Raw genomic sequence first — 25,718 nt, 5'->3', positions numbered from 1 at the left:
TCCGCCTCGCGTCCCCTGCCCCTCCTCGGCAGTTTCGCCCGGACCTCATCGAAACCTCTGTCGCTCGTGTCATCCAGCGCACACACGGAGGCCCCATGCCACTTCGCATAGCTCCACAAAGTACAGACCAGTCTCGGGATTGCTCGCGGCGCAAGCTGCCAATCTCTTTCATACATAGAGACAAGGACGCCCGGCCCACTGCTGCGCCGCCCTGGCTCACCATCATCTGCGGACTCATCACCTGCCTGTTCGCTGCCGAGGCCCAGGCCGGAACCATTTATGGGGTCAACCACACCCAGTGGGCGATCAACCACTTCAGCGTCGATGGGCATTCGGCCGTCGACATCATCGGTCCTTATCAGGGCGGAGGGGGTGGCTGGGGTTACTCGCCGCCGGCGCAATGGCGGCCGGGGATGACGGTGCAGGTGGATTGGGAGCGAGGGGAAGCAAGCACCAAGGGCTTTCCCGGGTTTGATGATCGGGTCAAGTACAAAGCCTGGTTGAAGAAAATGAAGGCCAATGATCGGCAGCTCAGTAACGAAGTCCCGGTCCCTGACTACACCGGGCAGAAAGTCTGCGGAATTACCGTGCACTTCCTGCCCTGTGACCAGCTGCAGGTCACCACTTCCTGCTACCCGTATGGCGCTCCCGAGTACCCGATCAAGACCCCGCTGCACCTACCGGAGCCGACCTCATGCCCGAAATGATGTTTGCCGACCTGCTCTGGTATCCACCACAACAGCCCTTGAAGGGGCGTTTACCTCGCAACCTGGTGCAAGTACTGAACAACTTGCGGCTCCAGCACAGTTGGGAGGTCGGTTACCACGACACCCTGTGCCAGACAGCTCAGCGTCGGGTGGAGCGCCCCTGCTGCAAGACCGTGCATATCAGCCTGTTCTTCGACGGCACCGGCAACAACCTGAACAACGACCTCTTCGTAGCTGAACCACAGCACCCAACCAATATCGGCCGACTGTTCCGCGCCACCATTGGTGCCGGTTATGCCGGTGGCACCGCCAGTACCGGTAGCCAGGCGCAGGGACTGACCGACAGCTTGGACGAGGGCAGCAATCAGTTCTTCAAGTACTACATGCCCGGTGTCGGCACGCCGTTCCCGGAGATCGGCGACCTTGACTTCAGCGGGCTTGGCCTGGCCACGGCGTTGTATGGCGAGGAGCGCATCAACTGGGGCCTGCTGATGATCGTCGATGCCCTGCGGCGCATGGCCAATCTGCCCAGCCTGGATGTGCCGACCTTGAAGGAATCGGTGGCCGCCATGACCACACCGATGGCAGCCCTGGACATGGGCGGCACCAGCTTGCGCCGGCGTGTGTTCGAACGATTGCTGAACGCGCCGGATCTGGCACCACGACTGCGTATCGCGCTGGCCCAGCCAACACCAGGCACCTCGAAGCTGCTCGGCATCAAGCTCTACGTCTACGGCTTCTCCCGTGGCGCTGCCGCAGCGCGGGCCTTCGTCAACTGGCTGGCGCAATTCCTCCATCGACCAGATCCGGACCAGCCGGCCGAGCACTGCCTGCTGCTCGGCACGCAGAAGCTGCCGTTGAGCGTGGAGTACCTAGGTTTGCTGGACACCGTGGCTTCGGTCGGCGTTGCCCATATCGCCCCGGTCGCTGAGGGCCATATGAGCTGGGCTGACGGCACCATGGAGTTGCCCGATGAAGCCGGCTATGGCGGCTGGATCAAGCGCTGCCTGCACCTTGTAGCCAGCCACGAACAGCGCCTGTGTTTCCCCCTGGATTCCATTCGCCGTACCAATGGGCATTACCCGTCCTGTGGGGTTGAGGTGCTGTATCCCGGTGTGCATTCGGACCTAGGTGGGGGTTATCCGCCGGGGGACCAAGGCAAGGCCTACAGCGACGACAAGACGGATGGCGATAGCTTGCTGCTATCGCAAATTCCGCTTAACGACATGTATGCCGATGCTCTTGCTCATGGCGCCCCCATGAAAGTACCGGAAGAGCAATTGCCAGACTCGCTCCAACATTATCGCTGGAGAAAGATGGAGCTTGATGTACTTCAAGAGTTTGACGTCTCTCAAGAGTTAGTCGACCGCTTCAACGCCTGGCGCCAAGTCACCTTGGGCCTGCACGCCGATCCGCAACCCCTGCGCGATTCGCTGGCCAACCACTACGAACCGGTCCGCGCCGCCACCAGCCTGGAAAAGGCCCTGCAGGAGCAGATGGGCTGGATCACCGCCTGGCGCATCGACCGCTATGCCTTCCTGAGCCTGGAGGGCTGCTCCTTCTACCAGGAGGCCACCGACAGCCAGAGCGACGAGCAGGTCCGCAAGCTGGCCGAAACCTTGCGCAACGACGAACAGCGCGAGGTCGAGAAGCGTCGGCTCGCCCAACTGGAGCAGGAGGACGACCCGCGGCGCCCGAGCAAACCGCTGGAACCGGGGCCCAAGGACTTCGACCCGGACATGGCCAAGACCCAGCTGCGCCAGGCCGCCCAGGAGTTCGGCGAGGACTATCGCGGCACCCGCCGCACGCCCACCGGCACCTTCGAATGGGCGCTGGACAGCATCCCGACCACTGCCATCTACCTGCTCAACAGCGACGATGAACAAGTCGAGTACGAGCGCATGAAGAAAGCCGGCCAGCGCCTGGTCAAGGAACTGTTCCCGCCCCGATCGGGATACAGCTGCCATGACAACGAAACCGAGCGCGGCCAGGTGGATGAAAGCCGCAACGCCCACTTGCAAAGCGGCCTGCTGCGCGCGCTGTTCGACGACCAGGTGCACGACTCGCGCGCCTGGTTCCTGCACTACGCCCTGAAGGGTTCGCGCGAGCCGTGGACCAGCTACTTCCGCGAACGCATGGTGTATTTCGGCGAGGCCTGCAACAAGCCGCTGTCGCTGCTCAGCGTGGCCGGCGGCGTGGTGGGCGCAGCGACGCTCAGCGCGTCCGTGGTCTATGTGATCCGCCGCAGCAGCCCGGCCGAGCGCCTGGCCCTGGCCGGCGCCGCGACTCAATACGGGGCGAAAGACCTGACCGCGTTGGTCTCGGTGCTGGACAAGGCCACGGGGCTGGCGCTGCCCATGCGCGACGACGCCGCGCAACTACGCGCGCCGACCCAGGCCATCGGCACCCTGGTGCGCGAGCAACGCCCGGCCATCCGCCAACAACGCATCGCCCAGGCCCAGCGGGAAATCGCCGAGCTGTGGGCCGCCCATGAGGCCAAGACCCGCGAGGTGCCCGATGTGCCGGCTTGATCCACACCTTTGTCGTCCCGCCCAAGGAGGGAATCGTATGTTTCCAACCGTTCGCTGCCGCGCGCTACGGGCCCTACTCGGCGGCCTCGCCGCCGGGCTCGCCGCCACGGCCCAGGCCGGAACCATCTACGGGATCAACCACACCCAGTGGGCGATCAACCACTTCAGCGTCGATGGCCATTCGGCCGTCGACATCATTGGTGCCTTCCAGGGTGGCGGCGGGGGCTGGGGCTACGCACCTCCTGCGCAATGGCGGCCTGGGCTGATGGTGCGGGTGGACTGGGAAACCGGGACGGCATACTCGGACGATTTCCCAGGTTTCGCTGACTGGGACAAGTACAAGGCTTGGAAGAGAAAAGTGAACGCGCAAAAACGCCAACACACCCAGCTAGTCCCGGTCCCGGACTACACCGGCCAGAAGGTCTGCGGCATCACCGTGCACTTCCTGCCCTGCGACCAGTTGCAGATCACCACCTCCTGCTACCCCTACGGCGCGCCCGAATATCCGATCAAGACCCCGCTGCGGTTGCCGGTGCCCAAGACGTGTCCGGCGAAGTAACTGGCTTCCCATGGATGACGGGGAATTCAACTAGCAATCCGGAGGCAGTTGGCAAGCCAACAAAAACTAAAGCTCGGCAGTGCAGAAAAAAAGCCGGCGCAGGTACTCCCTGCGCCGGCCTCTTCCAATCAGTGCAACACCCCGCCGTTACATCCCCCAGCGCAACATCGCCAACACCAACAGCACCAGGAAAGTCGTCTCCCCCACCATCAGCAAAATCGGCTTGATACCCACCGCCGCCAGCTCGCGCAGCTGGGTCTTCATGCCCAGGGCGGCGATGGCGATGACCAGGCACCATTGCGACAGCTTGCCGCCGGTTTGCTGGACCACTTCGGGGATCACGCCGGTGCTGTTGAGCGCGGCGAGGATCACGAAGCCCACGGCGAACCAGGGGAGCAGCGGCGGGCGCTTGGTGCCGGGTTCGACGCCCTGGGCGCGGGTGATCATCGCTGCGCAGAGGATTACCGGCAGCAGCATCGCTACCCGCATCAGCTTGACCACCGTGGCCACGTCGCCGGTTTCGCGGCCCATGCCGTAACCGGCGCCGACCACCTGGGCGACGTCGTGGATGGTGCCGCCGAGGAACATCCCGGCGTGCAGCGGTGAGAGCCCCAGAGCGTGGGCGATCATCGGGTAGAGGATCATCGCCAGGGTCGACAGCGCCGACACCCCGAGCACGGTGAACAGCGTGGCCTTTTCCTTCTTCTCGTGGGCCGGCAGCGCCGCTGCCAGGGCGAGTGCCGCCGAGGCGCCGCAGATGGCGGTGGCGCCGCCGGAGAGCAGGCCGAACAGGCTGTTGAAGCCCATCGCACGGGCGGCAGCGATGGACACCAGGATGGTCACGACCACCAGCACTATCACCATCACCACCGGCTGCCAGCCGAGGGCGGCGATCTGCCCGAGGGTGATGCGGATGCCCAGCAGCGCCACGCCCAGGCGCAGCACTTCGCGGGCGGTGAACTCGATGCCCGTCTTGCACACGCTGTCGCCGGCGAGGAAGTTCAGCGCCATGCCCAGCAGCAGCGCGAAGAGCATCACCGGTGCGCCGTAGTGTTCGGAGAGGAAGGTCGCCGCGGCGGCGACCATGGCGCTGACCAGGAAGCCGGGCAGCAGCGTGCGGCTGCGCGTGCCCAGCGCAGTGATGGCAGTGGCGCTCATGCGGAGATCTCCTGGGGCGCGGAATCGGTGATTACGACGATGCAGGTGGTGCCATCCCATTCGATGGCGTGGCGACGTACGCCGAAGCCCTTGATGCCGGCGGCGCAGCCGTTGGCCAGGTCGAAGCGCAGGCCATGGGCCGGGCATTGCAGCAGGCGGCCCTGGAGTTGGCCGGAGAACAGCGAGGCGCCGTTGTGCGGGCAACCGTCGTCGATGGCGTAGAACTCGCCGGCGACGTTGAACAGCAGCAGGCCTCGTTCGCCGCGCAGGAACAGCCGGCGTCCGCCCGGCTCGGGGAGCCGCTCGGCGGCGATGGCAAAGCGTTCGCTCATGCCGCCTGCCCCGCCTGGCGCTGCCGCTCTACCGCACGACACAGCGACGTCAGCAACACTTCCGGCGGCTGCGCGCCCAGGGCGAACGGCCGGCCGTCGAGCATGAACAGCGGCACGCTGGAGTCAGCCAGGCCGACGCGGCGGCCGATGAAGTAGCTGGCGCCTTCGGCCAGCGCTTCCTCGAAGTCCGCCGCCATGTACCCGCAACTGCGCAGGATGCGGCGCAGCGACTCGCGCTGGCCGATGTCGTCGCCGAGCACGAAGTGCGCGCGGAACATCTGCTCCAGCAGCGTTTCCAGTTGTGCTTCGGTACCGACCTGGGCAGCACGTGCGAACACGCGGTGCGCATAGGTGGTGTTGGGCATGGTGCGGATGCGTTCGAGGTCGATCTCGACGCCCGCTTTCTTCGCCGCGTTGCGCACTTCGGTCTGGCGTGCGCGCACCGCACGCTTGCCGCCCAGGCGGCGCACGTAGAACTCGGCGAAGGGCTCGCCTTCCAGGGGAATCTGCGGCAGCAGCTGCAGGCCCAGCCAGTTGATCCGCACGTCAACGTCCGTGCGCTCGCGCCGCAACGCCTGCAGCGCGGTATCCAGATTGCGTTTGCCGATCAGGCACCAGGGGCAGATGAAGTCGAAGGTCATCTCCAGGTTCAGGGTCAGCATCGGGTGGCCTCCTCCGCCCGCAGGCGCTTGATGTCGGCGTGGTAGTGACGGTGCGCGAAAGCGAACACCAGGGCGGCGGCGATGCTGATCAGCGGGATCAGCTGGAAGGCGCGGTCCAGGCCTAGGTGGTCGGCCAGCACACCGGTGAGCAGCGGCCCCGGGGCCAGGCCCAGCAGGTTGTTGGCCAGGGTCAGGGTGGCGAAGGCGGTGCCGTGCACGGCGGTGTAGGTGAGGTTGGCGACCATCGCGCCGGCCGGGCCCGAGGTGCCGGTGGTGACCAGCATGCCGAGGGCGATCAGGCTCAGTTGCGCGGCGCCCGGCGGCAGGCGGAAGGCCAGCGACAGCAGCAGGCAGCTGATGGCGCAGAAGGCGATGGCGAGGACGATCTTGCGTTGCGGCGCCTGGCGGCCGAGGCGGTCACTGAGGATGCCGCAGAGCACCATGCCGGCGCCGCCGACCAGGACGATGATCGCCGAGACCGCGCCGGCCTGGTCGGTGCCCATGTGGTAGTAGCGGTTCAGGTAGCTGGGGAACCAGACCATCACGGCAGCGCCGACGAACAGCTGCAGGCCGCTGCCCACGTAGGCGGCGACCACGGAGCGACTGTTGAACAGGCTGCGCAGCGGGTGTCCGCCGCCTTGGTGGGCGACGCGCACCTGGCCGATGCGCTTCTCGCGCACCACCAGCGGATAGAGCAGCGCCAGCAGCAGGCCGAACAGCGCCATGCCGGCAAAGGCCCAGCGCCAGCCCAGGTGCGCGGCGAGCACACCGCCCAGGGCCATGCCCAGCACCGAGCCGAACATGCCGCCGGCCATGAAGGCACCGGTCAGGGTGGCGCGCATGTGCGCCGGGAATACGGAGATCACCACGGCGATGCCGACGCTGCCATAGGCCGCCTCGCCGACGCCGACGAGGAAGCGCGCAGCGAACATCTGCGGGAAGTTCTCGGCCAGCGCGCAGCCGAGGGTGGCGAGGCTCCAGAGCATGGCCATCAGGGCCAGGCTGCGCACCCGCCCCATGCGGTCGGCGAGCAGCGAGAGCGGGAAGGTCAGCAGGCCGACCATGACCGCGACTATGCCGCTGAGCAGGCCGAGCTGGGCGTCGCTCAGGACCCATTCGTCCTTGAGCAGGGGGAATACGGCGTTGAGCACCTGGCGCGACATGTAGTCGGAAATCAGCAGGCCGAAGGTCAGGGCGAAAACGACCCAGGCATAGCGGCGCGTCACGCTCGGCGCGGCGGTTTGGACATCGCCGGTGGCGACGGTGTGGAAGGCCATGGCGCTACCTCTCCAGGCGTGGGGGTGTCTTGTTCTTATAGGAATTAAAGCCGGGCCGGGGTACTGGCAGACCCCGGCCCGGAGTTCGTCACGCGCGTTGCGGGACGGACTTCTGGCCCGGCTGGCGGTTGGGCGCCATGCCGTTCATGCGCAGGGTCTCCTCGACGTCCTTGTACTGCACGCCGATCTTGTAGATGGCGCGGGCTTCCTGGCCGCTGGCGACTTCACGGCCCAGCTCGTGGGCGACGCGCACGCACTGCTGGATCTGCTCGACCGAGGTCATGCGCTCGCCGTGCTGGCCGATGATGGTGTCCTCGATGCCGCAGCGCGGGTGCAGGCCCATCGCCATGGCCATCATGTTGAACGGCAGCACGTTCTTCAGCAGCGACTCGGCGGTGATGCAGGCGCCATCCGGCGCGCGGTGCACGAAGTTCATGAAGTTGAACGGGTTGGGGCCGTCGAAGCCGCCGCCGATGCCGATCCAGGTGAGGTTCAGCGGGCCCTTGTAGACGCCCTTGCGCACCAGGCGCTCGAGGGTTTCCAGGGCATGCATGCCGGTCAGCTGGAAGTGCGGCTGGATATTGTTGGCCTGCAGGCGCTTGAGGTGCTCCTCGACCCAGGCCGGGCCGGCCGGCACGGTCATCTCGCTGTACGCGGCCTGGTAGGCCGGGTGCTCCAGGGAGGTGCCCTTCAGGTACTCCGGATACAGGAGTTCCATGATGTTCATCTGGGTGGTGTTGATGGCCACCGTGACCTGGTCGGGTTTCGGGGTCAGCTCGGCGAGCATGTGGCGGGTGTCGTCGGACAGCCACTTGGCCGCCTCGCCTTCGCTTTCCGGGGCGAAGGAGATCGAGCCGCCGACCTGGATGATCATGTCCGGCACGGCTTCACGGACGCCGGCGATCAGCTCGTTGAACTTGGACAGGCGCTTGGAACCGGTGCCGTCCAGCTCACGCACGTGCAGGTGCAGCACGGTGGCGCCGGCTTCGTAGCAATCCACGGCCTTCTGGACCTGTTCGTCCATGGTCACCGGGATGTCTTCGGGGAAATCCTGCGGCATCCACTCGGGGCCGTAGGGGGCCACGGTGATGACGACTTTTTCCTGGTTTTCGGGGTGCAGCGAATCGTCGAAGAATTGCATGTCGGTCTCCTGGATTGTTCTTGTTGGATCGACGCGCGGGCTTGCGGCCCGGCTCAGTAAGGCTTGTCGCCGATGATCCCGGCGCGCTCCATCTGGCGGACGCAGGGGGGGTAGTCCATTACCGCGTAGTGCTGGGTACTGCGGTTGTCCCAGATCGCCACGCTGTTCTTCTTCCAGCGCCAGCGCACCTGGTACTCGGGGATGTAGACCTGGCTGACCAGGTAGCGCAGCAGGTCGCTCGCCCCCGGGTTGGCGTCCTGGCCGAAGCGCACGTTCTTGGCGGTGTGGTAGTTGCTGAAGTGGGTGGTGAAGGCGTTGACGAAGAGCACCTTCTCGCCGGTTTCCGGGTGGGTGCGCACCACCGGATGCTCGGCGTCCGGGTACTGGGCCTTCAGCGCCAGGCGCTTCTCGATCGGCATGGCCGCGCCGAAGCTCGCCTCGATGCTGTGGCGGGCGCGCAGGCCTTCGATCTTCTCCTTGATCTCGGTCGGCAGGTTCTCGTAGGCCAGGGCCATGTTCGCCCACATGGTGTCGCCGCCTACCGGCGGGCACTCCACGCAGCGCAGCACGCAGCCCATGGGCGGCACTTCGCGCCAGGTGGCATCGGTGTGCCAGGCGTTCTCGTAGCGGTCGTTGGGCTGGTTGGGGTTCTTGTAGATACGCACCAGGCCCGGGTGCTCCGGATCGCTGCCGGCCACCGGGTGGTCCTCCAGCTCGCCGAAGCGGCGAGCGAAGGCCACGTGGTCGGCGCGGCTGATGTCCTGGTCGCGCAGGAACAGCACCTTGTGCGTGAGCAGCAGCTGGCGGATCTCGGCGAACAGGCCTTCGTCGTGGGCGGCGTCGGCCAGGCTGACGCCGGAGAGTTCGGCACCGATGCTGCAGGTCAGTTGTTCTACATGCATGGCGACGCTCCTCAGATGACGAAGATGGACGAGCCGGTGGTCTTGCGGGATTCGAGATCGCGGTGCGCCTGCACGGCGTCCTCCAGCGCGTAGTGCTGGTTGATCTCGATGCGGATGTCGCCGTTGCCGACATGGCCGAACAGCTCGTCGAGCAGCGCCTGCTTCTCGGCCGGGTCGGCGATGTAGTCGGCCAGTGCCGGGCGGGTCAGGAACAGCGAACCCTTCATCGCCAGCAGCACCGGATCGAAGGCCGGGATCGGGCCGGAAGCGGTGCCGACGCAGACCATCAGGCCACGGCGCTTGAGCGAGTCCAGCGAGGCCATGAAGGTGTCCTTGCCGACGCTGTCGAATACCACGTCGACGCCACGGCCATCGGTCAGCTCGCGAACGCGCTTGGCGACGTCTTCCTCGCTGTAGTTGATGACATGGCTGCAGCCATGGGCGTAGGCGACCTCCGCCTTGGCCGCGCTGGAGACGGTGCCGATGACGTTCAGCCCGAGCAGCTTGGCCCACTGCGAGACGATCAGGCCGACACCGCCGGCAGCGGCGTGCAGGAGGATGCTGTCGCCCGGCTTGAAGTCGTGGATGCGACGCAGCAGGTAGGCGGAAGTCAGGCCGCGCATGGTCATGGCCGCGGCGGTCTCGAAGGCGATGTTCTCCGGCAGGCGGATCAGCGGCGCGGCCGGTACCAGGCGCTCGGTGCTGTACGCGCCGAGGGTGTTGACGAAGCCGGTGTAGGTGACGCGGTCGCCGGGCTTGACGTTGCTAACGCCCTCGCCCACCGCAACCACCACGCCGGCGGCCTCGACGCCCATGCCGCTGGGCAGCGGCACGGCATAGGTGCCGTTACGGAAGTAGGTGTCGGCGTAGTTCAAGCCGACGGCCACGTGGCGCAGGCGTGCCTGTCCGGGTCCCGGGTCGCCGACCTCGACGTCCTCGTAACGCAAAACCTCAGGTCCCCCGACCTCGTAGAAGCGAACCGCCTTGGCCATGTGCCCTGTCTCCCGTGTGGATGCTTGTTCTTGATACTTGTTTGGGGGGGTATTTCCCCTTGTGCAAACGACTCTAGGGATGCGGCCTGGCAGGCGCTTCTCATGGCACGACAGGGACTTTTCATTTCATGACAGGGGACGCCACGCGCGGAAATTGACGGCGATCAAGGCGTCGCCAAGGCAAAGGCGTAGCTAGAAAAGAAGGGATTCGATGGCTGGTGCATCGAGCTGTGCCTATCCTTGGATCAGCCCGGCCGCGGCGAAATGCCTGACCGTCGGGCGAGTCATTTCTGACCGAAGCGGGAGACGCGCATGGCGGCGACACGGAAGATGGGACTCACAGGGCTGACGACCCTGGTGATGGTCAACATGATGGGTTCGGGCATCATCATGCTGCCCTCGAGCATGGCCCAGCTGGGCGCCGTGTCGCTGCTCTCCTGGATATTCACCGCGATCGGCTCCATGGCCATCGCCTACTGCTTCGCCCAGTGCGGCATCTACTGCACGCGCTCCGGCGGCATGTCGGCGTACAGCGAAGAGGCCCACGGCAAGTCGGCGTTCTTCCTCTGTTCGTACCTCTATTTCCTCTCGCTGGTGATCAGCAACGTCGCCATCAGCATCTCCGCGGTGGGCTACCTTACGCCCTTCGTGCCCTGGCTCGGCAGCGGCGCCATCCCGCTGTTCATCGGCACGCTGGTGCTGATCTGGGTGACCACCCTGGCCAACTTCGGCGGCCCGAGCATCACCGGGCGGCTCGGCTCGATCACCGTCTGGGGCGTGATCATCCCGGTGGCCGGGCTCGGCCTGATCGGCTGGTTGTGGTTCGACCCGCAGGTCTTCGCCGCCGCCTGGAACCCGAACAAGCTGCCGGTCGGCGAAGCCATCAGCAGCAGCATCCCGCTTACCCTCTGGGCCTTCCTCGGCATGGAGTCGGCGGCGCAGAACTCCGACGCCGTGGAGAACCCCAAGCGCAACGTGCCGCTCGCCTGCCTGTTCGGCACTCTTGGCGCGGCGGTGGTCTACGTGCTCTCCACGACCGTCATCCAGGGCATAGTGCCGAACCCCGAGCTGGCCAACTCCAGCGCACCCTTCGCGCTGGTCTATGCGCACCTGTTCAGCGACGGTGTGGGCAACGTGGTGATGGCGCTGGCGGTGATCGCCTGTACCGGCTCGCTGCTGGGTTGGCAGTTCACCCTGGCCGAGACTGCGCGGGTCACCGCCCAGCAAAAGCTCTTCCCGCCCCTGTTCACCCGCGTCACCCGCCACGGCGCGCCGCTCCCGGGCCTGATCACCTGCGCCGTGATGCAGAGCCTGATCGCCCTCTCGACCATCTCGCCCAACGCCACCGCGCAGTTCACCAAGCTGGTCAGCCTCGCGGCGGTGACCAACATCATTCCCTACATCACCTCGCTCACCGGGCTCTGGGTGATCATGTACAAGGCCAACGTCGGCCTCGACGTGTTCCGCCGCAACACACTGGTGGCGCTGATCGCCGCCGCCTACTGCTTCTACGCGCTCTATGCCTCGGGTGTGGACGCGGTGTTCGGCGCGGCCATGGTGATGGTGGTCGGCTACCTGCTGTTCGGTTTCATCGCCAAGCGCTTCGTGAAGATCCTCTCCCGTCGCCCCGCCGCATCGGAGGCCCAATGAAGCGGACCATCCCTACCCTGCTGGCCCTTGGCCTGAGCGCGTTGTTCACCCTGCCGGCCACCGCCGGCAGCCTCGAGCGCATCCGCGCGAACCATGAGCTGGTGCTGGGCTTCATCGCCGGCGATGCGCCCTTCACCGATGGCGATGAAAAGCAGGCCAGCGGCTACGGCATCGACCTCTGCCAGGCGGTGGCCACTGAACTGCGCAAGGACCCCGCCCTCGCCCAGTTGCAGACGCGCTATCGCCCGGTGCAACTGGCGCAGGCGCTGGACGCGGTCAGCGGCGGCCAGGTCGACCTGCTCTGCAGCCCGCTGGTGGAAACCTTGCAGCGCCGCGAGACGGTGAGCTTCTCGCTGCCGGTGATCACCGCCGGGATCGGCGCGATCCTGCGCAGCGACGCTCCGGCGGACCTGCGTGACGCCCTCTCAGGTGCGCCGCGCGAGCGTGGCCCGACCTGGCGGGCGACGGTCAACCAGGGCCTGAGCAAGCGCACCTTCGCCGTGCTCAAGGGTACCCTCGGCGCCACCTGGGTCCGGCAGCGCGCCCGCGAACTGGGCCTGCAGTCGAACCTGGTGGAGGTCGGCAGCTACGACGAGGGCGTGCAGCAGGTGCTGAACCGCCGGGTCGATGCCTTCTTCGGCGATCGCCTGTCGCTGCTGCACTACCAGACCCGCCAGGCCGACGGCGCGCAACTGCGGGTGTCGGACCGCCTGTTCGAAGCGGCCCATGCCAGCCTGGTCCTGGCCCGCGGCGACGACGACTTCCGCCTTCTGGTCGACCGCGCACTGAGCCAGAGCCTGCGCGGCGAAATGGGCCAGGCGCTGTACACCCGCTACTTCGGCGCGCCTAGCGAACAGCAGCTGATGCTGCTGCGGCTGTACAGCCTGCCTTGAAGGCTCTGTCGGGCCCACTGGCCAATGAATCTGCATGAAACATCTTTAACCCCGACGGAGCGCCGCCTGATCCATAGTGAAGCCGCTCCTTGGTGACCGATCCCGTTCGCGGGACGGTCATTTTTTTTGCCCGCCGCCGGCGTCGGCGAACCTGAAAAAAGTTTCATCCGGATTCATTTGTCCGCCCTTCCCCCGCCCTTCCTAATGGCAGCCGGCCGGCATTGCCGCGCAGCACAACCAACAATTCTTGCCGGGCCCATGATCCCGGCGTGGGGGATACCTTTCGATGAAGCGTTCAGTGGAACCAATGAAGTTGAGCACCCTGGCCCTGTCGGTGGCCCTGGGCCTGCCGGGCCTGGCCAGCGCCAGCGACCAGTCCGATGCCAAGGGTTTCATCGAGGACGGCAGCCTCAACCTGCTCAGCCGCAACCTGTTCTGGCACCAGACCGGCCCCGGATCGCACCAGCGCGACTGGAGCCAGGCGTTCATGCTCGACTACAGCTCCGGCTTCACCCAGGGCACGGTCGGCTTCGGCATCGACGCCTTCGGCTACCTGGGCCTGAAGCTCGACGGCGGCGCCGGTCGCGCCGGTTCGCCGAACGTGCCATTCGACGGCGACGGCGAGCCGCAGAAGTCCTATGGCAAGGCCGGCGGCGACGTGAAGATGCGCATCTCCAACAGCACCCTGGCCTACGGCGACATGAAGCCTGACGCCCCGGTATTCGCCACCGCCGACAACTACCTGGTGCCGCAGACCGCCACCGGCTTCCGCCTGCAGAGCCATGAGATCGAGGGCCTGAACCTGGATGCCGGACGCTTCACCGCCGGCACCGGCAACACCACCACACGCCACGACGGCGACCTGCTCGCCAGCTACGCCGGGGTCAGCAGCTCGGCGGCCAGCTATGCCGGCGCCAAGTACGAATTCAACAAGCAGTTCAACGCGAGCTTCTATGCCGATCGGCTGCAGGACATCTGGGACCAGGGCTACGTCAACCTCGACTTCACCCAGCCGCTGGCCGACCAGCAGTCGCTGAACCTCGACTTCAACCTCTACCGCACCCTCGACAGCGGCAGCGCCCGCGCCGGCCAGATCGACACCACCGCCTACTCGCTGGCCGCCGCCTACACCCTGGGCGCGCACACCTTCACCCTCGCCGGCCAGAAGGTGCATGGCGACGAGCCCTTCGACTACATGGGCTTCGGCAGCATGGACGCTGGCAACGCCGCAGGCCGCTACGGTAACTCCATCGACCTCGCCGACTCGGTGCAGTACTCCGACTTCAACGGTCCGGGCGAACGCTCCTGGCAGGTGCGCTACGACCTCGACATGGGCAGCCTCGGCGTGCCCGGCCTGAGCTTCATGGCCCGCCACATCCGCGGTTACGGCATCGACGGCAGCCACCTGAACGCCGACTCTGCCTACTACGGCGCCTATGGCAGCGACGACCGCGAGCACGAGACCGACGCCGAAGCCAAGTACGTGGTGCAGAGCGGTCCGGCGAAGAACCTCAGCTTCCGCCTGCGCGAAGCCTGGCACGCCGGCGACGCCTCCACCGGCGGCCACCTGGAGCAGACCCGCCTGATCACCGAGTACCCGCTGAACATCTTCTGATGCCACCGCGCCGTGGGCCGGGCCCCCCATCGCCCGTCCTGCGGCCTTTGCGTGAAATATCTTTTAAGGAAGCGCTAAGGGCTTCCGTTGCAGAATACGGCCCCCTGGAGAACGACGGGAGCCCGCATGCGCCGCATCCTCACCATCGAAGACGACGAAATCACCGGCCAGGCGATCCGTGCCGAGCTGCTCGGCCACGGCCTGCAGGTGGACTGGGTGCGCAACGGCCGCGAAGGCCTGGTCAAGGCGGTCGGCGGCGGCTACGACGCCATCACCCTCGACCGCATGCTGCCCGAGCTCGACGGCCTGGCCATCGTCACCACCCTGCGCACGCTCGGCATCATGACCCCGGTGCTGATGATCAGTGCCCTCTCCGACGTCGACGAGCGCATCCGCGGCCTGCGCGCTGGCGGCGACGACTACCTGACCAAGCCCTTCGCCCCCGACGAGATGGCCGCCCGCGTGGAAGTGCTGCTGCGCCGCCAGCAACAGGCCAGCGCCAGCGAGACCGTCCTGCGCGTGGCCGACCTGGAGCTTGACCTGATCGAGCACGAGGCACGGCGCAACGGCCTGCTGCTGAGCCTGCTGCCCACCGAGTACAAGCTGCTCGAGTTCATGATGCGTAACGCCAACCAGGTGCTGTCGCGGATGATGATCTTCGAGGAGGTCTGGGGTTACCACTTCGACCCCGGCACCAACCTGATCGACGTGCACATCGGCCGGCTGCGCAGGAAGATCGACCAGCCCGGCCTCGAGCCGCTGATCAAGACCGTGCGCGGAGCGGGCTATGTCCTTGCCGAACCCCTCTAGGGGCTGGCGCTCGTCCAGCAGCCGGCTGCTGGCGCTGTACAGCTTCCTTTTCATCGCCTGGGGCTGCCTGCTGATGGGCACCCTTTACTGGGAAGTCTCGAGCTACCTGGACAGCCTTTCGGCGCATTCGCTGATCTCCCGCGCGCACCTGTTCTCACGCTTCGAGGGCGACAAGCTGGACGCAGCCCTGAGCACCAGCCAGAGCTTCGACGAACGGGCCAACGATGCCTACGGCCTGTTCGACCGGGACGGGCGGCCGATCAGCGGCAAGGTCAACCACGTCCCCAACGACCTGCGCCGCGACGCCCAGGTGCACCGTTTGAAACGCTGCGACCGGCTGGTCGAGGGCAGCCAGGTGACGAGCAGCTGCGACGCCCTGCTGATCTACCTGGAAGACGGCCGCCAACTGGTCCTGGTGCGCGACAACGGTTCACTCAGCGCGGTTACCCGGATCATCTTCCACGCCCTGCTCTGGGGCTTCTCCCTGACGCTGATCCCCGGCATCGTCGGCTGGCATCTGCTGCGCCGCCGGCCGCTGCAACGCATCCGCCAGATCCAGCGCAGCGCCGAGGCGATAGTCGCCGGCGACCTGGAGCGACGCCTGCCGCTGTCGCCACGACGCGACGAACTGGACATGCTGGCGGCCATCGTCAACGGCATGCTCGACCGCATCGTCCAGCTGATGCAGGAGGTCAAGGGCGTGTGCGACAGCGTGGCCCACGACCTGCGCACACCGCTGACCCACCTGCGCACGCGCCTGCATCACTTGCAGCAGGACGCCCACGGCGAGCAGGCCGAGCAACTCGACGAGCTGATCGCCGAGACCGACTCGCTGATGCTGCGCTTCCGCGCGCTGCTGCGCATTTCCGAACTGGAAGACCACCGCCGCCGTGCATCCTTCGAAACCCTGCAGGCTGCACCGCTGCTGCAGGAACTGCACGACTTCTACCTGCCGCTGGCCGAGGAACGCGGGCAACGCCTGGAGCTTCGGGTCGATGCCATGCCGGCGCTGCGTGGCGACCGCGCGCTGCTCTTCGAAGCCTTCGGCAACCTGCTCAGCAACGCCATCAAGTTCACTCCCGAAGGCGGCTGCATCCGCCTGCTCGGCGAATGCCACGACGGCCAGTGCCACATCAGCGTGCTCGACTCCGGCCCCGGCGTGCCCAAGGCCGAACGAACGGTGGTTTTCCGCCGTCTCTACCGCGGCCGCGAGGTGGAGTCCGCCGGCTTCGGCCTGGGCCTGTCCATAGTCGCGGCGATCTTCAGCCTGCATGGCTTCGCCTACCGCATCGAGGACAGCGAGCTGGGCGGCGCACACTTCGGGGTGCTCTGCCACAGCACCTCGCCGCTGGATTGAATGAGCGCATGTCACTCCTTTACGTAGCGCTGGAGCCCGCCCCCGCGCGCCTGCGTGGGCTGGCTTTCGCCAGCAGCCACGTCCGCCCCGACCAAGCCGCGCCACGCCTGGCCGACGGCCAGTTTCGCCTGGCCGTGCTGGAGCTGCCGGCCAACGACCCATGGCTATTGCCGCTGTGTGCCGCGCCGCGCGGGCGTACGGCCTTGCTGGTACTGGGCAATCCAGACCCGGTGGCCTGCCTGCGCGCCGGCGCCGACCTGTGCCTGCCCGCCGAGGTCACTCCCCGCGAGCTGCGTGCGCGCCTGCAAGCCCTGCTGCGCCTGCAAGGCCAACCACCGGCGGACGAAACACCCTGGCTCTCGCCGGGCTTCCCGCTGATGGGCCTGGGTACCCGCCAGGTCACGCTGACCCGCGACGAGCAACGCCTGCTGGAAGCCCTGGCAAGGCACGGCGGGGTCCTGCCGCGGGAAAGGCTGGAGGAATGGCTCTGGGGAGAAACCCAGGAAGCCGGCCCGCACCGCCTGCAGCGCCTGGTTGGCGGGGCAAGGCGCAAGCTGGCCCTGCTGGGCCTGGACGACTCGCTGGAAACCCTGCGCGGATCGGGCTATCGCCTGACCCGCCCACTGCTATTGCGCGAACGCTAGCCCCTGCAGGAGCGAGCAAGCTCGCTCCTGCAGGTGAGTGCTGCGGACATTGGCGCAGAGGCCAACCCCGGCACCCTGACCATCAACTCGGCATGCAGCTGAAATGATCAGTCTCGGCCAGCTTGTGGCCCTGGCCGTCATACAGCTTGGCGCGGAACTCCCGGCCCAGGCTGGTTTCCTCCAGGCGGTAATGGCCGCCGGCCTGGAAGCCGTCGTACTTCAAGGTCGCGTCGCACAACTGCGAGGCGTTGCTGTCCTGGTTGTCGTAAAGCTGCACCTGCAGGCTGTGGGCGCCCGGCGGCACCTCGAAGAAGCGGCCGTCGTCCAGGCGCTGGCCATCGAGTTTCTCGGCCAGCAGCACCTCGGGGGTCTCCTCCTGGAGGCTGACCCAGGCTTCGGAGGGGTTCGGCTTGGGCATGGGACCGGCACAGCCGGCAAGAACGGCAAACAGCGACAGCAACGGAATGGCCAGGTAACGAGCGCGGGACATGGGATCACCTCAGGGTTGGGACTTGGTGGAAAGGGCCACCTCTGGCGGATGGCTCGGGGAAATCAGCCGGGGAAACAGCTCAGCGGCTGCGGATCGTCCAGGGGCTGGCCGTCGGCGCCGTACAGGCGCACCACCAGGCGACTGCCCAGGGTGCTTTCGCGCAGGCGGTAGTGCTGCCCGGCGACGAAACCGGGGTAGTCCAGGCTCGCCTTGCACAGGCCCTGGTCGGGGGAGTCGTCGCCGCTCTTGTCCAGTTCCACGGCGAGGCGGTGGCTGCCGGGACCGACATCGAAGTAACGCAGGTCCTTGACCGGACGGCCGTCCAGCGCCACCGCGTAGAGCTGGTTGGGCGCCTCCTGGCCGAGGTCGACGCGGGCGAGGTCTGGGCGGGGCGCCGGTTCGCGCCCGGCGCAGGCGCCGAGGGAACCGAGCAGGGACAGCAGGGCCAGGGAAGGCATCAGCTTGCGGGACATGTCATCACCTCTGCAGGACCGCCAGGGCGGCCGGGATGAGCTGCAGGGTGCGAGCCGGGCAGATGACAGACAAATGAATCCCCATGAAGGAATCTTTAGGCCCTCGATGAAAGAACCTTCATCCGCGGCGCGCCTTCCTGTTAGGCGAAGACGCCCAGACTAGAGCGCTTCCGCAACCGCGAAAGAGGTTTCATCGATGCTCGGGCTGGTAAGAACCGCACTGGACAAGCCCTACACCTTCGTCGTCATGGCGCTGCTGATCTGCATCCTCGGCCCGCTGGCGGCGCTGCGCACGCCCACCGACGTGTTTCCCGACATCGGCATCCCGGTGATCGCCGCGGTCTGGCAGTACAACGGCCTTTCGCCGCGGGACATGGCCGGGCGCGTGCTCTTCACCTACGAGCGCTCGCTGAGCACCACGGTCAACGACATCGAGCACATCGAGTCGCAATCGCTGCCCGGGATCGGCGTGGTGAAGATCTTCTTCCAGCCGGGGGTAGATATCCGCACCGCCAACGCCCAGGTGACCGCGGTGTCGCAGACGGTGCTCAAGCAGATGCCGCCGGGCATCACCCCGCCGCTGATCCTCAACTACAACGCCTCCACCGTGCCCATCCTGCAGATGGCCTTTTCCAGTCCGAGCCTGTCGGAGGCGAAGATCCGCGACCTGGTGCAGAACCAGATCCGCCTGCCGCTGACCTCCATCGCCGGCCTCGCGCTGCCCACTCCCATGGGCGGCCGGCAGCGGCAGATCACCCTCGATCTCGATCCACAGGCGCTGGCCGCCAAGGGCCTCTCCGCGCAAGACGTCGGCAACGCCCTGGCGGCGCAGAACCAGATCATCCCGGTGGGCACCGCCAAGCTCGGCCACAAGGAATACACGGTGCTGCTGAACAACAGCCCGAGCGCCATCGATGAGCTCAACGCCCTGCCGATCAAGACCGTCGACGGCACCGTCATCACCATCGGCCAGGTCGCCCACGTGCGCGACGGCTCGCCGCCGCAGACCAACGTGGTGCGCGTGGACGGCCACCGCGCCGTGCTGATGCCGGCGCTGAAGAACGGCGAGGTCTCGACCCTGTCCATCGTCGGGCAGATCCGCGCCATGCTGCCGCGCATCGGCGAGGTGCTGCCGCCGGAGCTGAAGACCTCGCTGCTGGACGACGCCTCGACCTTCGTCCGCCAGTCGGTGGGCAGCGTGGCCCGCGAGGGGATCATCGCCGCGCTGCTGACCAGCGCCATGATCCTGCTGTTCCTCGGCAGCTGGCGCAGCACCCTGATCATCGCCGCCTCGATCCCGCTGGCGGTGCTGTCGGCCATCACCCTGCTCGCCGCCAGCGGGCAGACGCTCAACGTCATGACCCTCGGCGGCCTGGCGCTGGCGGTGGGCATCCTGGTCGACGACGCCACCGTGACCATCGAGAACATCAACTGGCACCTGGAACAGGGCAAGGCGGTACGCGAGGCGATCCTCGACGGCGCGCGGCAGATCGTCGGACCGGCGTTCGTCTCGCTGCTGTGCATCTGCATCGTCTTCGTGCCGATGTTCATGCTCCAGGGCGTGGCCGGCTACCTGTTCCGGCCGATGGCACTGGCGGTGATGTTCGCCATGGGCAGCTCGTTCCTCCTCTCGCGCACCCTGGTACCCACGCTCGCCCTCTACCTGCTGCGTCCGCATCACGTCGAGGGCGGGAGCGGCCAGCACCCGGAGGACGACTACCTGAACCACCACGAGGGCGACCGGGCCATCTGGCGCTCGGCGCCGGTGCGCTTCCAGCAGGCCTTCGAGGCGCGCTTCAGCCGCACCCGCGACGCCTACCACCGCCTGCTGGGCCTGGCACTGGAAAATCGACGGCGCTTCGTCGTGGCGTTCCTCGGCGCCGTGCTCGCCAGCTTCCTGCTGCTGCCGAGCCTGGGGGAGGACTTCTTCCCCGCCACCGATGCAGAGACCCTCGCGCTGCACGTGCGACTGCCACTGGGCACGCGCATCGAGGAGAGCGCGGCGGCCTTCGACCGCATCGAGGCGGCGATCCGCGAAGTGATCCCGGCGGACCAACGCGAGGTGATCCTCGACAACATCGGCATTCCGCTCAGCGGCATCGACATGGCCTACGCCAGCAGCGGCACCATCGGCCCACAGGATGGCGATATCCAGGTCGCCCTCCGGCCCGGCCACGCACCCAGCGCCGACTACGTGAAGCGCCTGCGAGAGGTGCTGCCGCAGCGCTTCCCCGGAAGCCAGTTCGCCTTCCTGCCCGGCGACGTCAGCAGCCAGATCCTCAATTTCGGCGCGCCGGCGCCGCTGGACGTCCGCATCTCCGGCCCCGATGGCCCGGCCAACCGTGCCTATGCCATCGAACTGGAGCGACGCCTGCGCCATGTGCCGGGTATCGCCGACCTGCGCATCCAGCAGTCCACCGGTTATCCGGCGCTGCAGGTGGATGTCGACCGCCGCCGCGCCGAGGGCCTGGGCGTGACCGAGCGCGACGTCACCAACTCGATGGTCGCCTCGCTGGCCGGCAGCTCGCAGGTGGCGCCGGTGTTCTGGCTGAACCCCAAGAATGGCGTGTCCTATGGCGTGGTGGCCGCCACGCCGCAGTACCGCCTCGACAGCCTGCAAGCGCTGCAGACGCTGCCGGTGACCGGTGCGAGCGGACTGGCGCAGATCCTCGGCGGACTGGCGCGCATCCACCGGGTGACGACCCCGGCGGTGATCAGCCACTACGACATCGAACCGACCCTGGATCTCTACGCCAACGTGCAGGACCGCGACCTCGCGGGAGTGGCCACGGACATCCAGCACGTCATCGACGGCATGGCCGCGCAACGCCCGAAAGGCGCCGAGGTCAGCCTGCACGGACAGATCGATGCCCTGCACCAGGCGTTCGGCGGCCTGCTGTTCGGCCTGGCCGGCGCCATCGTGCTGATCTACCTGCTGATCGTGGTGAACTTCCAGTCCTGGCTCGATCCCTTCGTCATCATCACCGCCCTGCCCGCGGGCCTGGCCGGCATCGTCTGGATGCTGTTCCTCAGCGGCACCACGATCTCGGTACCGGCGCTCACCGGGGCCATCCTCTGCATGGGCGTGGCCACCGCCAACTCGATCCTGGTGGTGAGCTTCTGCCGCGAGCGCCTGGCCGAACATGGCGACGCCGTGAAGGCCGCGCTTGAGGCCGGTTTCACCCGTTTCCGCCCGGTCTGCATGACCGCCCTGGCGATGATCATCGGCATGCTGCCGCTGGCCCTGTCCGGCGAGCAGAACGCGCCGCTCGGCCGCGCCGTGATCGGCGGCCTTCTCGCCGCCACCGTCGCCACCCTGATCTTCGTGCCGGTGGTGTTCAGCCTGGCCCACCGTTCAACTTCCCTGGCCGCTGGAGTCGAAAACCATGCCCGCTAAGCACACGTTCCTGTTCATCGGCGCCCTCGGCCTGTCCGCCACCCTGATAGGCGGCGGCCTGGCCCTGCGCGCCGGACACGCCCACGCCGTGGCTGCCTGGACCGAGGCCCAGGCCCTGCCGGTGGTAAATACCTTCCTTCCGGGGGCAGCCGGCGCCGGCGACGCCCTCGACCTGCCTGCACACCTCGAGGCCTGGCAGGAAGCGGCGATCCACGCGCGGGTCAGCGGCTACCTCAAGGACTGGCGCAGCGACATCGGCACACCGGTGAAGGCCGGCCAGGTGCTCGGCGAGATCGACAGCCCCGACCTTGACCAGCAACTGCAGCAGGCCCGCGCACGCCTGCAGCAGGCACAGGCCAATGCACACCTGGCGCAGACCACCGCGGCGCGCTGGCGCAACCTGCTGGCCAGCCACTCGGTGGCGCGCCAGGAGGCCGACGAGAAACAGGCCAACGCCGAAGCGGCCACGGCCAACGTCGCCGCCGCGCAGGCCGACTTCGCGCGCCTGGCCTCGCTGAGCGCGTACAAGACCCTGCAGGCGCCCTTCGACGGCGTGGTGACCGCACGGCGCACCGACGTCGGCCAGCTGATCCAGGCCGACAGCGCCAGCGGCCCCGAGCTGTTCCGCGTCGCCGACACCCATCGCCTGCGCCTCTACGTGCCCATCCCGCAGAACTACGCCAACGCCATCCATCCCGGCCTGAGCGTGAGCTTCAGCGTGCCCGAGCACCCCGGACGTCGCTTCACGGCGCGCTACAGCGGCAGCTCGACGGCGGTGGATCCGCACTCGGGCAGCCTGCTCGCCGAGTTCGTCGCCGACAATCCCGACGGCACGCTGCTGCCAGGGGACTACGCCCAAGCGCGCATTCCGGTGCCGCACGACCAGGCGCGCCTGAGCATTCCCGCCAGTGCGCTGATCTTCCGCGCCCAGGGCCCGCAGGTGGCGGTGCTGGACACCCACGGCAAGGTGCAGATGCGCAGCATCCACATTGCCCTCGACCTGGGCGATCGCCTGCAGGTCGACCAGGGCCTCGGTGCCGCCGACCGGGTCATCGACAATCCGCCGGACTCGCTGGCCAGCGGCGATACAGTGCGCCTTGCGAAAGGAGGCAACGATGCGCATCCCGCATAAACGCGCCCTGCTGCTCCTCGCCCTGCTCGACCTGGGCGCCTGTTCCCTCGCTCCGGCCTACCAGCCGCCCTTGCCGGCCATGCCCGCGCACTACAGCGATGCCCACGGCGACTGGCTGCCCGCGCAGCCCGCCGACCGCGTCCCGGCACACTGGTGGCAGCGCTATGCCGACCCACGGCTGGATAGCCTGCAGCAGCAACTGGAACGAGCCAACCCCACCCTGGCCGCCGCCGTCGCCCACTATGACGCCGCCCGCGCCGCCGCCCGCGAGATCGCCGCCGCACGTGCCCCGCAGGCCGGCTTGAGCGCACAGGCCCTGCGCCAGCGGCAGTCCGACGACAGGCCGCTGCGCGGCAGCGACCAACCGGACATCTACGACAGCGACACCCTGGCCCTGGGCCTGAACCTGGACCTCGACCTCTGGGGGCGCCTGCGCAACCTCGCCGCCGCCGGCCAGGCCGAGGCCCGCGCGACCGGCGACGACCTCGCCGCCGCGCGGCTCTCGCTGCAGGGCGAGCTGACCCGCCAGTACCTGGCGCTGCGCGGTCTCGACCAGCAGGCGGCGATCCTCGGCCAGAGCCTCGACGCCTACGCCCAGGCCCTGCGCATGACCGAGGCGCGCTACGACAACGGCGTCGCCTCGGAACTGGACCTGGCGCGCGCCGAACACCAGTTCGACGACGCCCGCGCGCAGCGCGACGAAGTGATCGGCCAGCGCCGCCTGCTCGAACATGCGATCGCCGAACTGCTCGGCGAGGATGCCGCACGCTTCGGCATCGCACCCGACGTGGCGCTGCCGGCGCTGCCCCAGGTGCCGGCCGAACTGCCCAGCACCCTGCTGCAGCGGCGCCCGGACATCGCCGCCGCCGAACGCCGCCTGTATGCCGCCAACGCCGGCATCGGCGTGGCCCGCGCGGCCTGGCTGCCGGACCTCGACCTGGGCACGCTGGTCGGCGGCCAGAGCGCCGGCAGCGGCAACCTGCTCGGCGCTGGCAATCGCATCTGGGCGCTCGGTCCGCTGGCCAGCCTGCCGTTGCTCGACGGCGGCCGCCGGCACGCCGCCGAACGCGGTGCCAGGGCCGAGTTCGACGAAGCCAGCGCACACTACAAGGCAACGGTGCTCAGGGCCCTGCGCGAGGTGGAAGACCCGCTCGGCCAGCTGCGCGACCTGCAGGCCGAAGCCATCGACCAGGACCGGGCGACCCACGCCGCCGAGCACGCCCGCGACCTGGCCGAGACGAGCTATCGCAATGGCGCAGTCAGCTACCTGGATGTGATCAGCGCGCAGACCGCCGCGCTGCAGGCGCGCCTGCACAGCCAGGCGTTGCAGACCCGCCGCCTGCAGGCCAGCGCGCAACTGCTAGTAGCGCTGGGCGGCGACTGGCATGCCGGCTGAACAGCGCTAGCCTGTAGCCATCCGCGCGCGGCTCGCGCGCACCTGCCCCAAGGAGCCCTGCATGAACGACGAATTCCACCGTCTCGACGCCACCGCCCAGGCGCTGCTGGTCGAGCGCGGCGAAGTCACGCCGCTGGAACTGGTGGACAGCGCCATTGCCCGCATCGAACGCCTCGATCCCGCGCTCGACGCCGTGGTCTCGCGGCAGTTCGAGCAGGCCCGCGAGCGCGCCCGCGGGGCGCTGCCAGAAGGATCGTTCCGTGGCGTGCCCTTCCTGCTCAAGGACCTCGCCGGCGGCGCCGAGGCGGGCATGCCGCTCAGCTATGGCAGCCGTCTGGGCGCCGAACACCGCGCCGACTATGACAGCGAACTCGTCCGCCGTTACCGCGCGGCAGGGCTGGTCATCGTCGGCCGCAGCAGCACGCCCGAATTCGGCCTAACCCCAACCACCGAACCGGCGCTCTTCGGCCCCTGCCGCAATCCGTGGAACCCCGGTCTTTCCAGCGGCGGATCCAGCGGCGGCGCCGCCGTGGCGGTGGCGGCGCGCCTGGTGCCCTTCGCCCATGCCAGCGACATCGGCGGCTCGATCCGCATCCCCGCCTCCGCCTGCGGCGTGTTCGGCCTCAAGCCCAGCCGCGGGCGCAATCCCGCCGGACCGAAACTGGGCGAAGGCGTCGCCGGCCTGTCCGCCGAACACTGCTGTTCGATCTCCGTGCGCGACAGCGCGGCGCTGCTCGACGCCACCTCGGCAGCGGATTTTGGCGCCCCCTATGTCGCACCGTTCAAACACCGCCCGTACCTGGAGGAAATCGACGCACCGCACCAGCGCCTGCGCATTGCCGTGATGCGCGCACCGCTATCCGGCGTGCCCGTGCATGCCGATTGTCTGGCCGCCGTGGAGGCCGCCGCCACCCTGTGCCGCGCGCTGGGCCACGAGGTCCGAGACGAAGCGCCGCAAGTCAGCGACATCGCCGCGGTGAACCAGGCCTACGCCAAACTGTTCATGGTCTCCGCCGCGCTCAACCTGCAGACCCTCGAAGGCCTGGTGGGACGCAGCGCCGGGGCAGATGACATCGAGCCGCTGACCCGCCTCGTGGCCGCCCTTGGCCGCCAGGTGAGCGCCACCGATTTCGTGCTCGCACAGCGCGCGCTGCACCGCATGGGCCGCGAAATCAATGCGTTCCAGGCGCACTATGACCTGATCCTCAGCCCGACCATGGCCTGCCCGCCGGCGGCCATCGGCGAGCTGGTGCTGCGCGCCGGCGACCCGCCCGAGCCCTACATCCAGCGGACTCAGGCCTTCGCCGCCTTCACCTCGGTGTTCAACGCCACCGGCCAGCCGGCGATGAGCGTGCCGCTGCACTGGAACGCCGAGGGCGTGCCGATCGGCGTGCAGTTCGCCGCGCGCCTGGGTGACGAAGCGAGCCTGTTCCGCCTGGCCGCCGAACTCGAGCGCGCGCACCCCTGGGCCGAGCGCCTGCCGCCGCTGGGGCACTGAGGGCCGGCGGTACCGGAGGAGCCCGGCCCTCCCGCCGGGCTTTTTTGGCCGAACGACCTGATCCCGGCGGGCCCGCGCAAAGGTGCAGCGGCGCGCGACTGG

Annotated in this window: 22 protein-coding genes; 13 read left to right on the top strand and 9 right to left on the bottom strand. The window is 67.8% G+C overall.

Annotated features, from left to right (window positions below; all coding sequences use genetic code 11):
• Positions 1-95 precede the first annotated feature (95 nt).
• From ACA097_RS25670 to ACA097_RS25660, 3 genes are read left to right on the top strand one after another with little or no spacing between them, the layout of a single operon-like run.
• The gene (locus ACA097_RS25670) at positions 96-707 is read left to right on the top strand and encodes a DUF3304 domain-containing protein (RefSeq protein ID WP_371366897.1); all 612 of its coding nucleotides are present in this window, start codon (positions 96-98) and stop codon (positions 705-707) included.
• Positions 695-3,238, top strand: coding sequence for a phospholipase effector Tle1 domain-containing protein (locus tag ACA097_RS25665; protein WP_371366895.1), 2,544 nt, complete (start codon positions 695-697; stop codon positions 3,236-3,238). The genes ACA097_RS25670 and ACA097_RS25665 overlap by 13 nt, the downstream gene beginning before the upstream one ends.
• 37 nt (positions 3,239-3,275) lie before the next feature.
• Positions 3,276-3,797 carry a DUF3304 domain-containing protein gene (locus tag ACA097_RS25660; protein ID WP_371366893.1) on the top strand — a complete coding sequence of 174 codons (522 nt, stop codon included), beginning with the start codon at positions 3,276-3,278 and terminating at the stop codon, positions 3,795-3,797.
• 147 nt (positions 3,798-3,944) lie between these two features.
• Here ACA097_RS25660 and ACA097_RS25655 read toward each other — a convergent pair whose 3' ends face one another.
• The 7 genes from ACA097_RS25655 to ACA097_RS25625 all read right to left on the bottom strand — a co-directional run bounded on the left by ACA097_RS25655 (position 3,945) and on the right by ACA097_RS25625 (position 10,261).
• Positions 3,945-4,955: a YeiH family protein gene (locus tag ACA097_RS25655; RefSeq protein WP_371366890.1), complete on the bottom strand. Its 1,011-nt coding sequence runs from the start codon at positions 4,953-4,955 to the stop codon at positions 3,945-3,947.
• Positions 4,952-5,287 carry a Rieske (2Fe-2S) protein gene (locus tag ACA097_RS25650; RefSeq protein ID WP_371366888.1) on the bottom strand — a complete coding sequence of 112 codons (336 nt, stop codon included), beginning with the start codon at positions 5,285-5,287 and terminating at the stop codon, positions 4,952-4,954. Before ACA097_RS25650 ends, ACA097_RS25655 begins: the two co-directional genes overlap by 4 nt.
• Positions 5,284-5,949: a DsbA family oxidoreductase gene (locus tag ACA097_RS25645; protein ID WP_371366886.1), complete on the bottom strand. Its 666-nt coding sequence runs from the start codon at positions 5,947-5,949 to the stop codon at positions 5,284-5,286. The genes ACA097_RS25650 and ACA097_RS25645 overlap by 4 nt, the downstream gene beginning before the upstream one ends.
• Positions 5,943-7,226, bottom strand: a complete 1,284-nt coding sequence (locus ACA097_RS25640) for an MFS transporter (protein WP_371366884.1) — start codon at positions 7,224-7,226, stop codon at positions 5,943-5,945. The genes ACA097_RS25645 and ACA097_RS25640 overlap by 7 nt, the downstream gene beginning before the upstream one ends.
• 88 nt (positions 7,227-7,314) lie before the next feature.
• Positions 7,315-8,367 (bottom strand): 3-keto-5-aminohexanoate cleavage protein, encoded by a 1,053-nt coding sequence (locus tag ACA097_RS25635; protein WP_371366882.1) that lies wholly within the window; start codon positions 8,365-8,367, stop codon positions 7,315-7,317.
• A 53-nt stretch (positions 8,368-8,420) separates the two neighbouring features.
• Positions 8,421-9,269 carry a TauD/TfdA dioxygenase family protein gene (locus ACA097_RS25630; RefSeq protein WP_371366880.1) on the bottom strand — a complete coding sequence of 283 codons (849 nt, stop codon included), beginning with the start codon at positions 9,267-9,269 and terminating at the stop codon, positions 8,421-8,423.
• 11 nt (positions 9,270-9,280) lie between these two features.
• The gene (locus tag ACA097_RS25625; RefSeq protein ID WP_371366878.1) at positions 9,281-10,261 is read right to left on the bottom strand and encodes a quinone oxidoreductase; all 981 of its coding nucleotides are present in this window, start codon (positions 10,259-10,261) and stop codon (positions 9,281-9,283) included.
• Between the two features lie 312 nt (positions 10,262-10,573).
• Between ACA097_RS25625 and potE the strand changes: the two genes are divergently transcribed.
• The 6 genes from potE to ACA097_RS25595 all read left to right on the top strand — a co-directional run bounded on the left by potE (position 10,574) and on the right by ACA097_RS25595 (position 17,230).
• Entirely contained in the window at positions 10,574-11,911 is a 1,338-nt protein-coding gene (gene potE / locus ACA097_RS25620; protein WP_371366876.1) for a putrescine-ornithine antiporter, read from the top strand.
• Positions 11,908-12,804, top strand: a complete 897-nt coding sequence (locus tag ACA097_RS25615) for an amino acid ABC transporter substrate-binding protein (protein WP_371366874.1) — start codon at positions 11,908-11,910, stop codon at positions 12,802-12,804. The genes potE and ACA097_RS25615 overlap by 4 nt, the downstream gene beginning before the upstream one ends.
• 298 nt (positions 12,805-13,102) lie before the next feature.
• The gene (locus ACA097_RS25610) at positions 13,103-14,419 is read left to right on the top strand and encodes an OprD family porin (RefSeq protein WP_371370575.1); all 1,317 of its coding nucleotides are present in this window, start codon (positions 13,103-13,105) and stop codon (positions 14,417-14,419) included.
• Positions 14,420-14,545: 126 nt separating this feature from the next.
• Complete coding sequence (locus tag ACA097_RS25605; protein WP_043252883.1) at positions 14,546-15,229, top strand: response regulator transcription factor; 684 nt, start codon at positions 14,546-14,548, stop codon at positions 15,227-15,229.
• Positions 15,207-16,586 carry a sensor histidine kinase gene (locus ACA097_RS25600; RefSeq protein ID WP_371366871.1) on the top strand — a complete coding sequence of 460 codons (1,380 nt, stop codon included), beginning with the start codon at positions 15,207-15,209 and terminating at the stop codon, positions 16,584-16,586. The genes ACA097_RS25605 and ACA097_RS25600 overlap by 23 nt, the downstream gene beginning before the upstream one ends.
• Positions 16,587-16,594: 8 nt before the next feature.
• Positions 16,595-17,230, top strand: a complete 636-nt coding sequence (locus tag ACA097_RS25595) for a winged helix-turn-helix domain-containing protein (protein WP_052355296.1) — start codon at positions 16,595-16,597, stop codon at positions 17,228-17,230.
• 82 nt (positions 17,231-17,312) lie between these two features.
• On the opposite strand, the gene ACA097_RS25590 is transcribed toward ACA097_RS25595, so the two are convergent.
• Positions 17,313-17,720, bottom strand: a complete 408-nt coding sequence (locus tag ACA097_RS25590; protein ID WP_371366869.1) for a hypothetical protein — start codon at positions 17,718-17,720, stop codon at positions 17,313-17,315.
• A gap of 62 nt (positions 17,721-17,782) precedes the next feature.
• Entirely contained in the window at positions 17,783-18,193 is a 411-nt protein-coding gene (locus ACA097_RS25585; RefSeq protein ID WP_371366867.1) for a hypothetical protein, read from the bottom strand.
• 196 nt (positions 18,194-18,389) lie between these two features.
• Between ACA097_RS25585 and ACA097_RS25580 the strand changes: the two genes are divergently transcribed.
• From ACA097_RS25580 to ACA097_RS25565, 4 genes are all read left to right on the top strand, one after another.
• The gene (locus tag ACA097_RS25580; RefSeq protein ID WP_371366864.1) at positions 18,390-21,590 is read left to right on the top strand and encodes an efflux RND transporter permease subunit; all 3,201 of its coding nucleotides are present in this window, start codon (positions 18,390-18,392) and stop codon (positions 21,588-21,590) included.
• Positions 21,580-22,722, top strand: coding sequence for an efflux RND transporter periplasmic adaptor subunit (locus tag ACA097_RS25575; RefSeq protein ID WP_043252887.1), 1,143 nt, complete (start codon positions 21,580-21,582; stop codon positions 22,720-22,722). The genes ACA097_RS25580 and ACA097_RS25575 overlap by 11 nt, the downstream gene beginning before the upstream one ends.
• A complete protein-coding gene (locus ACA097_RS25570) occupies positions 22,706-24,118 on the top strand; it encodes an efflux transporter outer membrane subunit (RefSeq protein ID WP_371366862.1) in 1,413 nt (470 codons plus the stop codon). The genes ACA097_RS25575 and ACA097_RS25570 overlap by 17 nt, the downstream gene beginning before the upstream one ends.
• A gap of 61 nt (positions 24,119-24,179) precedes the next feature.
• On the top strand, positions 24,180-25,616 hold the full coding sequence (locus ACA097_RS25565) for an amidase (protein ID WP_371366859.1): 1,437 nt from the start codon (positions 24,180-24,182) through the stop codon (positions 25,614-25,616).
• Positions 25,617-25,718 lie beyond the last annotated feature (102 nt).

Source organism: Pseudomonas sp. QL9 (assembly GCF_041409665.1).
In the GTDB taxonomy this organism is placed as follows: domain Bacteria; phylum Pseudomonadota; class Gammaproteobacteria; order Pseudomonadales; family Pseudomonadaceae; genus Pseudomonas; species Pseudomonas knackmussii.
This window is presented reverse-complemented; position numbering and strand designations above follow the sequence as displayed.

Coding starts and splice junctions, on each gene's coding strand:
- ACA097_RS25670 (WP_371366897.1), top strand. CDS start 96: ATGCCACTTCGCATAGCTCCACAAAGTACAGACCAGTCTCGGGATTGC.
- ACA097_RS25665 (WP_371366895.1), top strand. CDS start 695: ATGCCCGAAATGATGTTTGCCGACCTGCTCTGGTATCCACCACAACAG.
- ACA097_RS25660 (WP_371366893.1), top strand. CDS start 3,276: ATGTTTCCAACCGTTCGCTGCCGCGCGCTACGGGCCCTACTCGGCGGC.
- ACA097_RS25655 (WP_371366890.1), bottom strand. CDS start 4,955: ATGAGCGCCACTGCCATCACTGCGCTGGGCACGCGCAGCCGCACGCTG.
- ACA097_RS25650 (WP_371366888.1), bottom strand. CDS start 5,287: ATGAGCGAACGCTTTGCCATCGCCGCCGAGCGGCTCCCCGAGCCGGGC.
- ACA097_RS25645 (WP_371366886.1), bottom strand. CDS start 5,949: ATGCTGACCCTGAACCTGGAGATGACCTTCGACTTCATCTGCCCCTGG.
- ACA097_RS25640 (WP_371366884.1), bottom strand. CDS start 7,226: ATGGCCTTCCACACCGTCGCCACCGGCGATGTCCAAACCGCCGCGCCG.
- ACA097_RS25635 (WP_371366882.1), bottom strand. CDS start 8,367: ATGCAATTCTTCGACGATTCGCTGCACCCCGAAAACCAGGAAAAAGTC.
- ACA097_RS25630 (WP_371366880.1), bottom strand. CDS start 9,269: ATGCATGTAGAACAACTGACCTGCAGCATCGGTGCCGAACTCTCCGGC.
- ACA097_RS25625 (WP_371366878.1), bottom strand. CDS start 10,261: ATGGCCAAGGCGGTTCGCTTCTACGAGGTCGGGGGACCTGAGGTTTTG.
- potE (WP_371366876.1), top strand. CDS start 10,574: ATGGCGGCGACACGGAAGATGGGACTCACAGGGCTGACGACCCTGGTG.
- ACA097_RS25615 (WP_371366874.1), top strand. CDS start 11,908: ATGAAGCGGACCATCCCTACCCTGCTGGCCCTTGGCCTGAGCGCGTTG.
- ACA097_RS25605 (WP_043252883.1), top strand. CDS start 14,546: ATGCGCCGCATCCTCACCATCGAAGACGACGAAATCACCGGCCAGGCG.
- ACA097_RS25600 (WP_371366871.1), top strand. CDS start 15,207: ATGTCCTTGCCGAACCCCTCTAGGGGCTGGCGCTCGTCCAGCAGCCGG.
- ACA097_RS25595 (WP_052355296.1), top strand. CDS start 16,595: ATGTCACTCCTTTACGTAGCGCTGGAGCCCGCCCCCGCGCGCCTGCGT.
- ACA097_RS25590 (WP_371366869.1), bottom strand. CDS start 17,720: ATGTCCCGCGCTCGTTACCTGGCCATTCCGTTGCTGTCGCTGTTTGCC.
- ACA097_RS25585 (WP_371366867.1), bottom strand. CDS start 18,193: ATGTCCCGCAAGCTGATGCCTTCCCTGGCCCTGCTGTCCCTGCTCGGT.
- ACA097_RS25580 (WP_371366864.1), top strand. CDS start 18,390: ATGCTCGGGCTGGTAAGAACCGCACTGGACAAGCCCTACACCTTCGTC.
- ACA097_RS25575 (WP_043252887.1), top strand. CDS start 21,580: ATGCCCGCTAAGCACACGTTCCTGTTCATCGGCGCCCTCGGCCTGTCC.
- ACA097_RS25570 (WP_371366862.1), top strand. CDS start 22,706: ATGCGCATCCCGCATAAACGCGCCCTGCTGCTCCTCGCCCTGCTCGAC.
- ACA097_RS25565 (WP_371366859.1), top strand. CDS start 24,180: ATGAACGACGAATTCCACCGTCTCGACGCCACCGCCCAGGCGCTGCTG.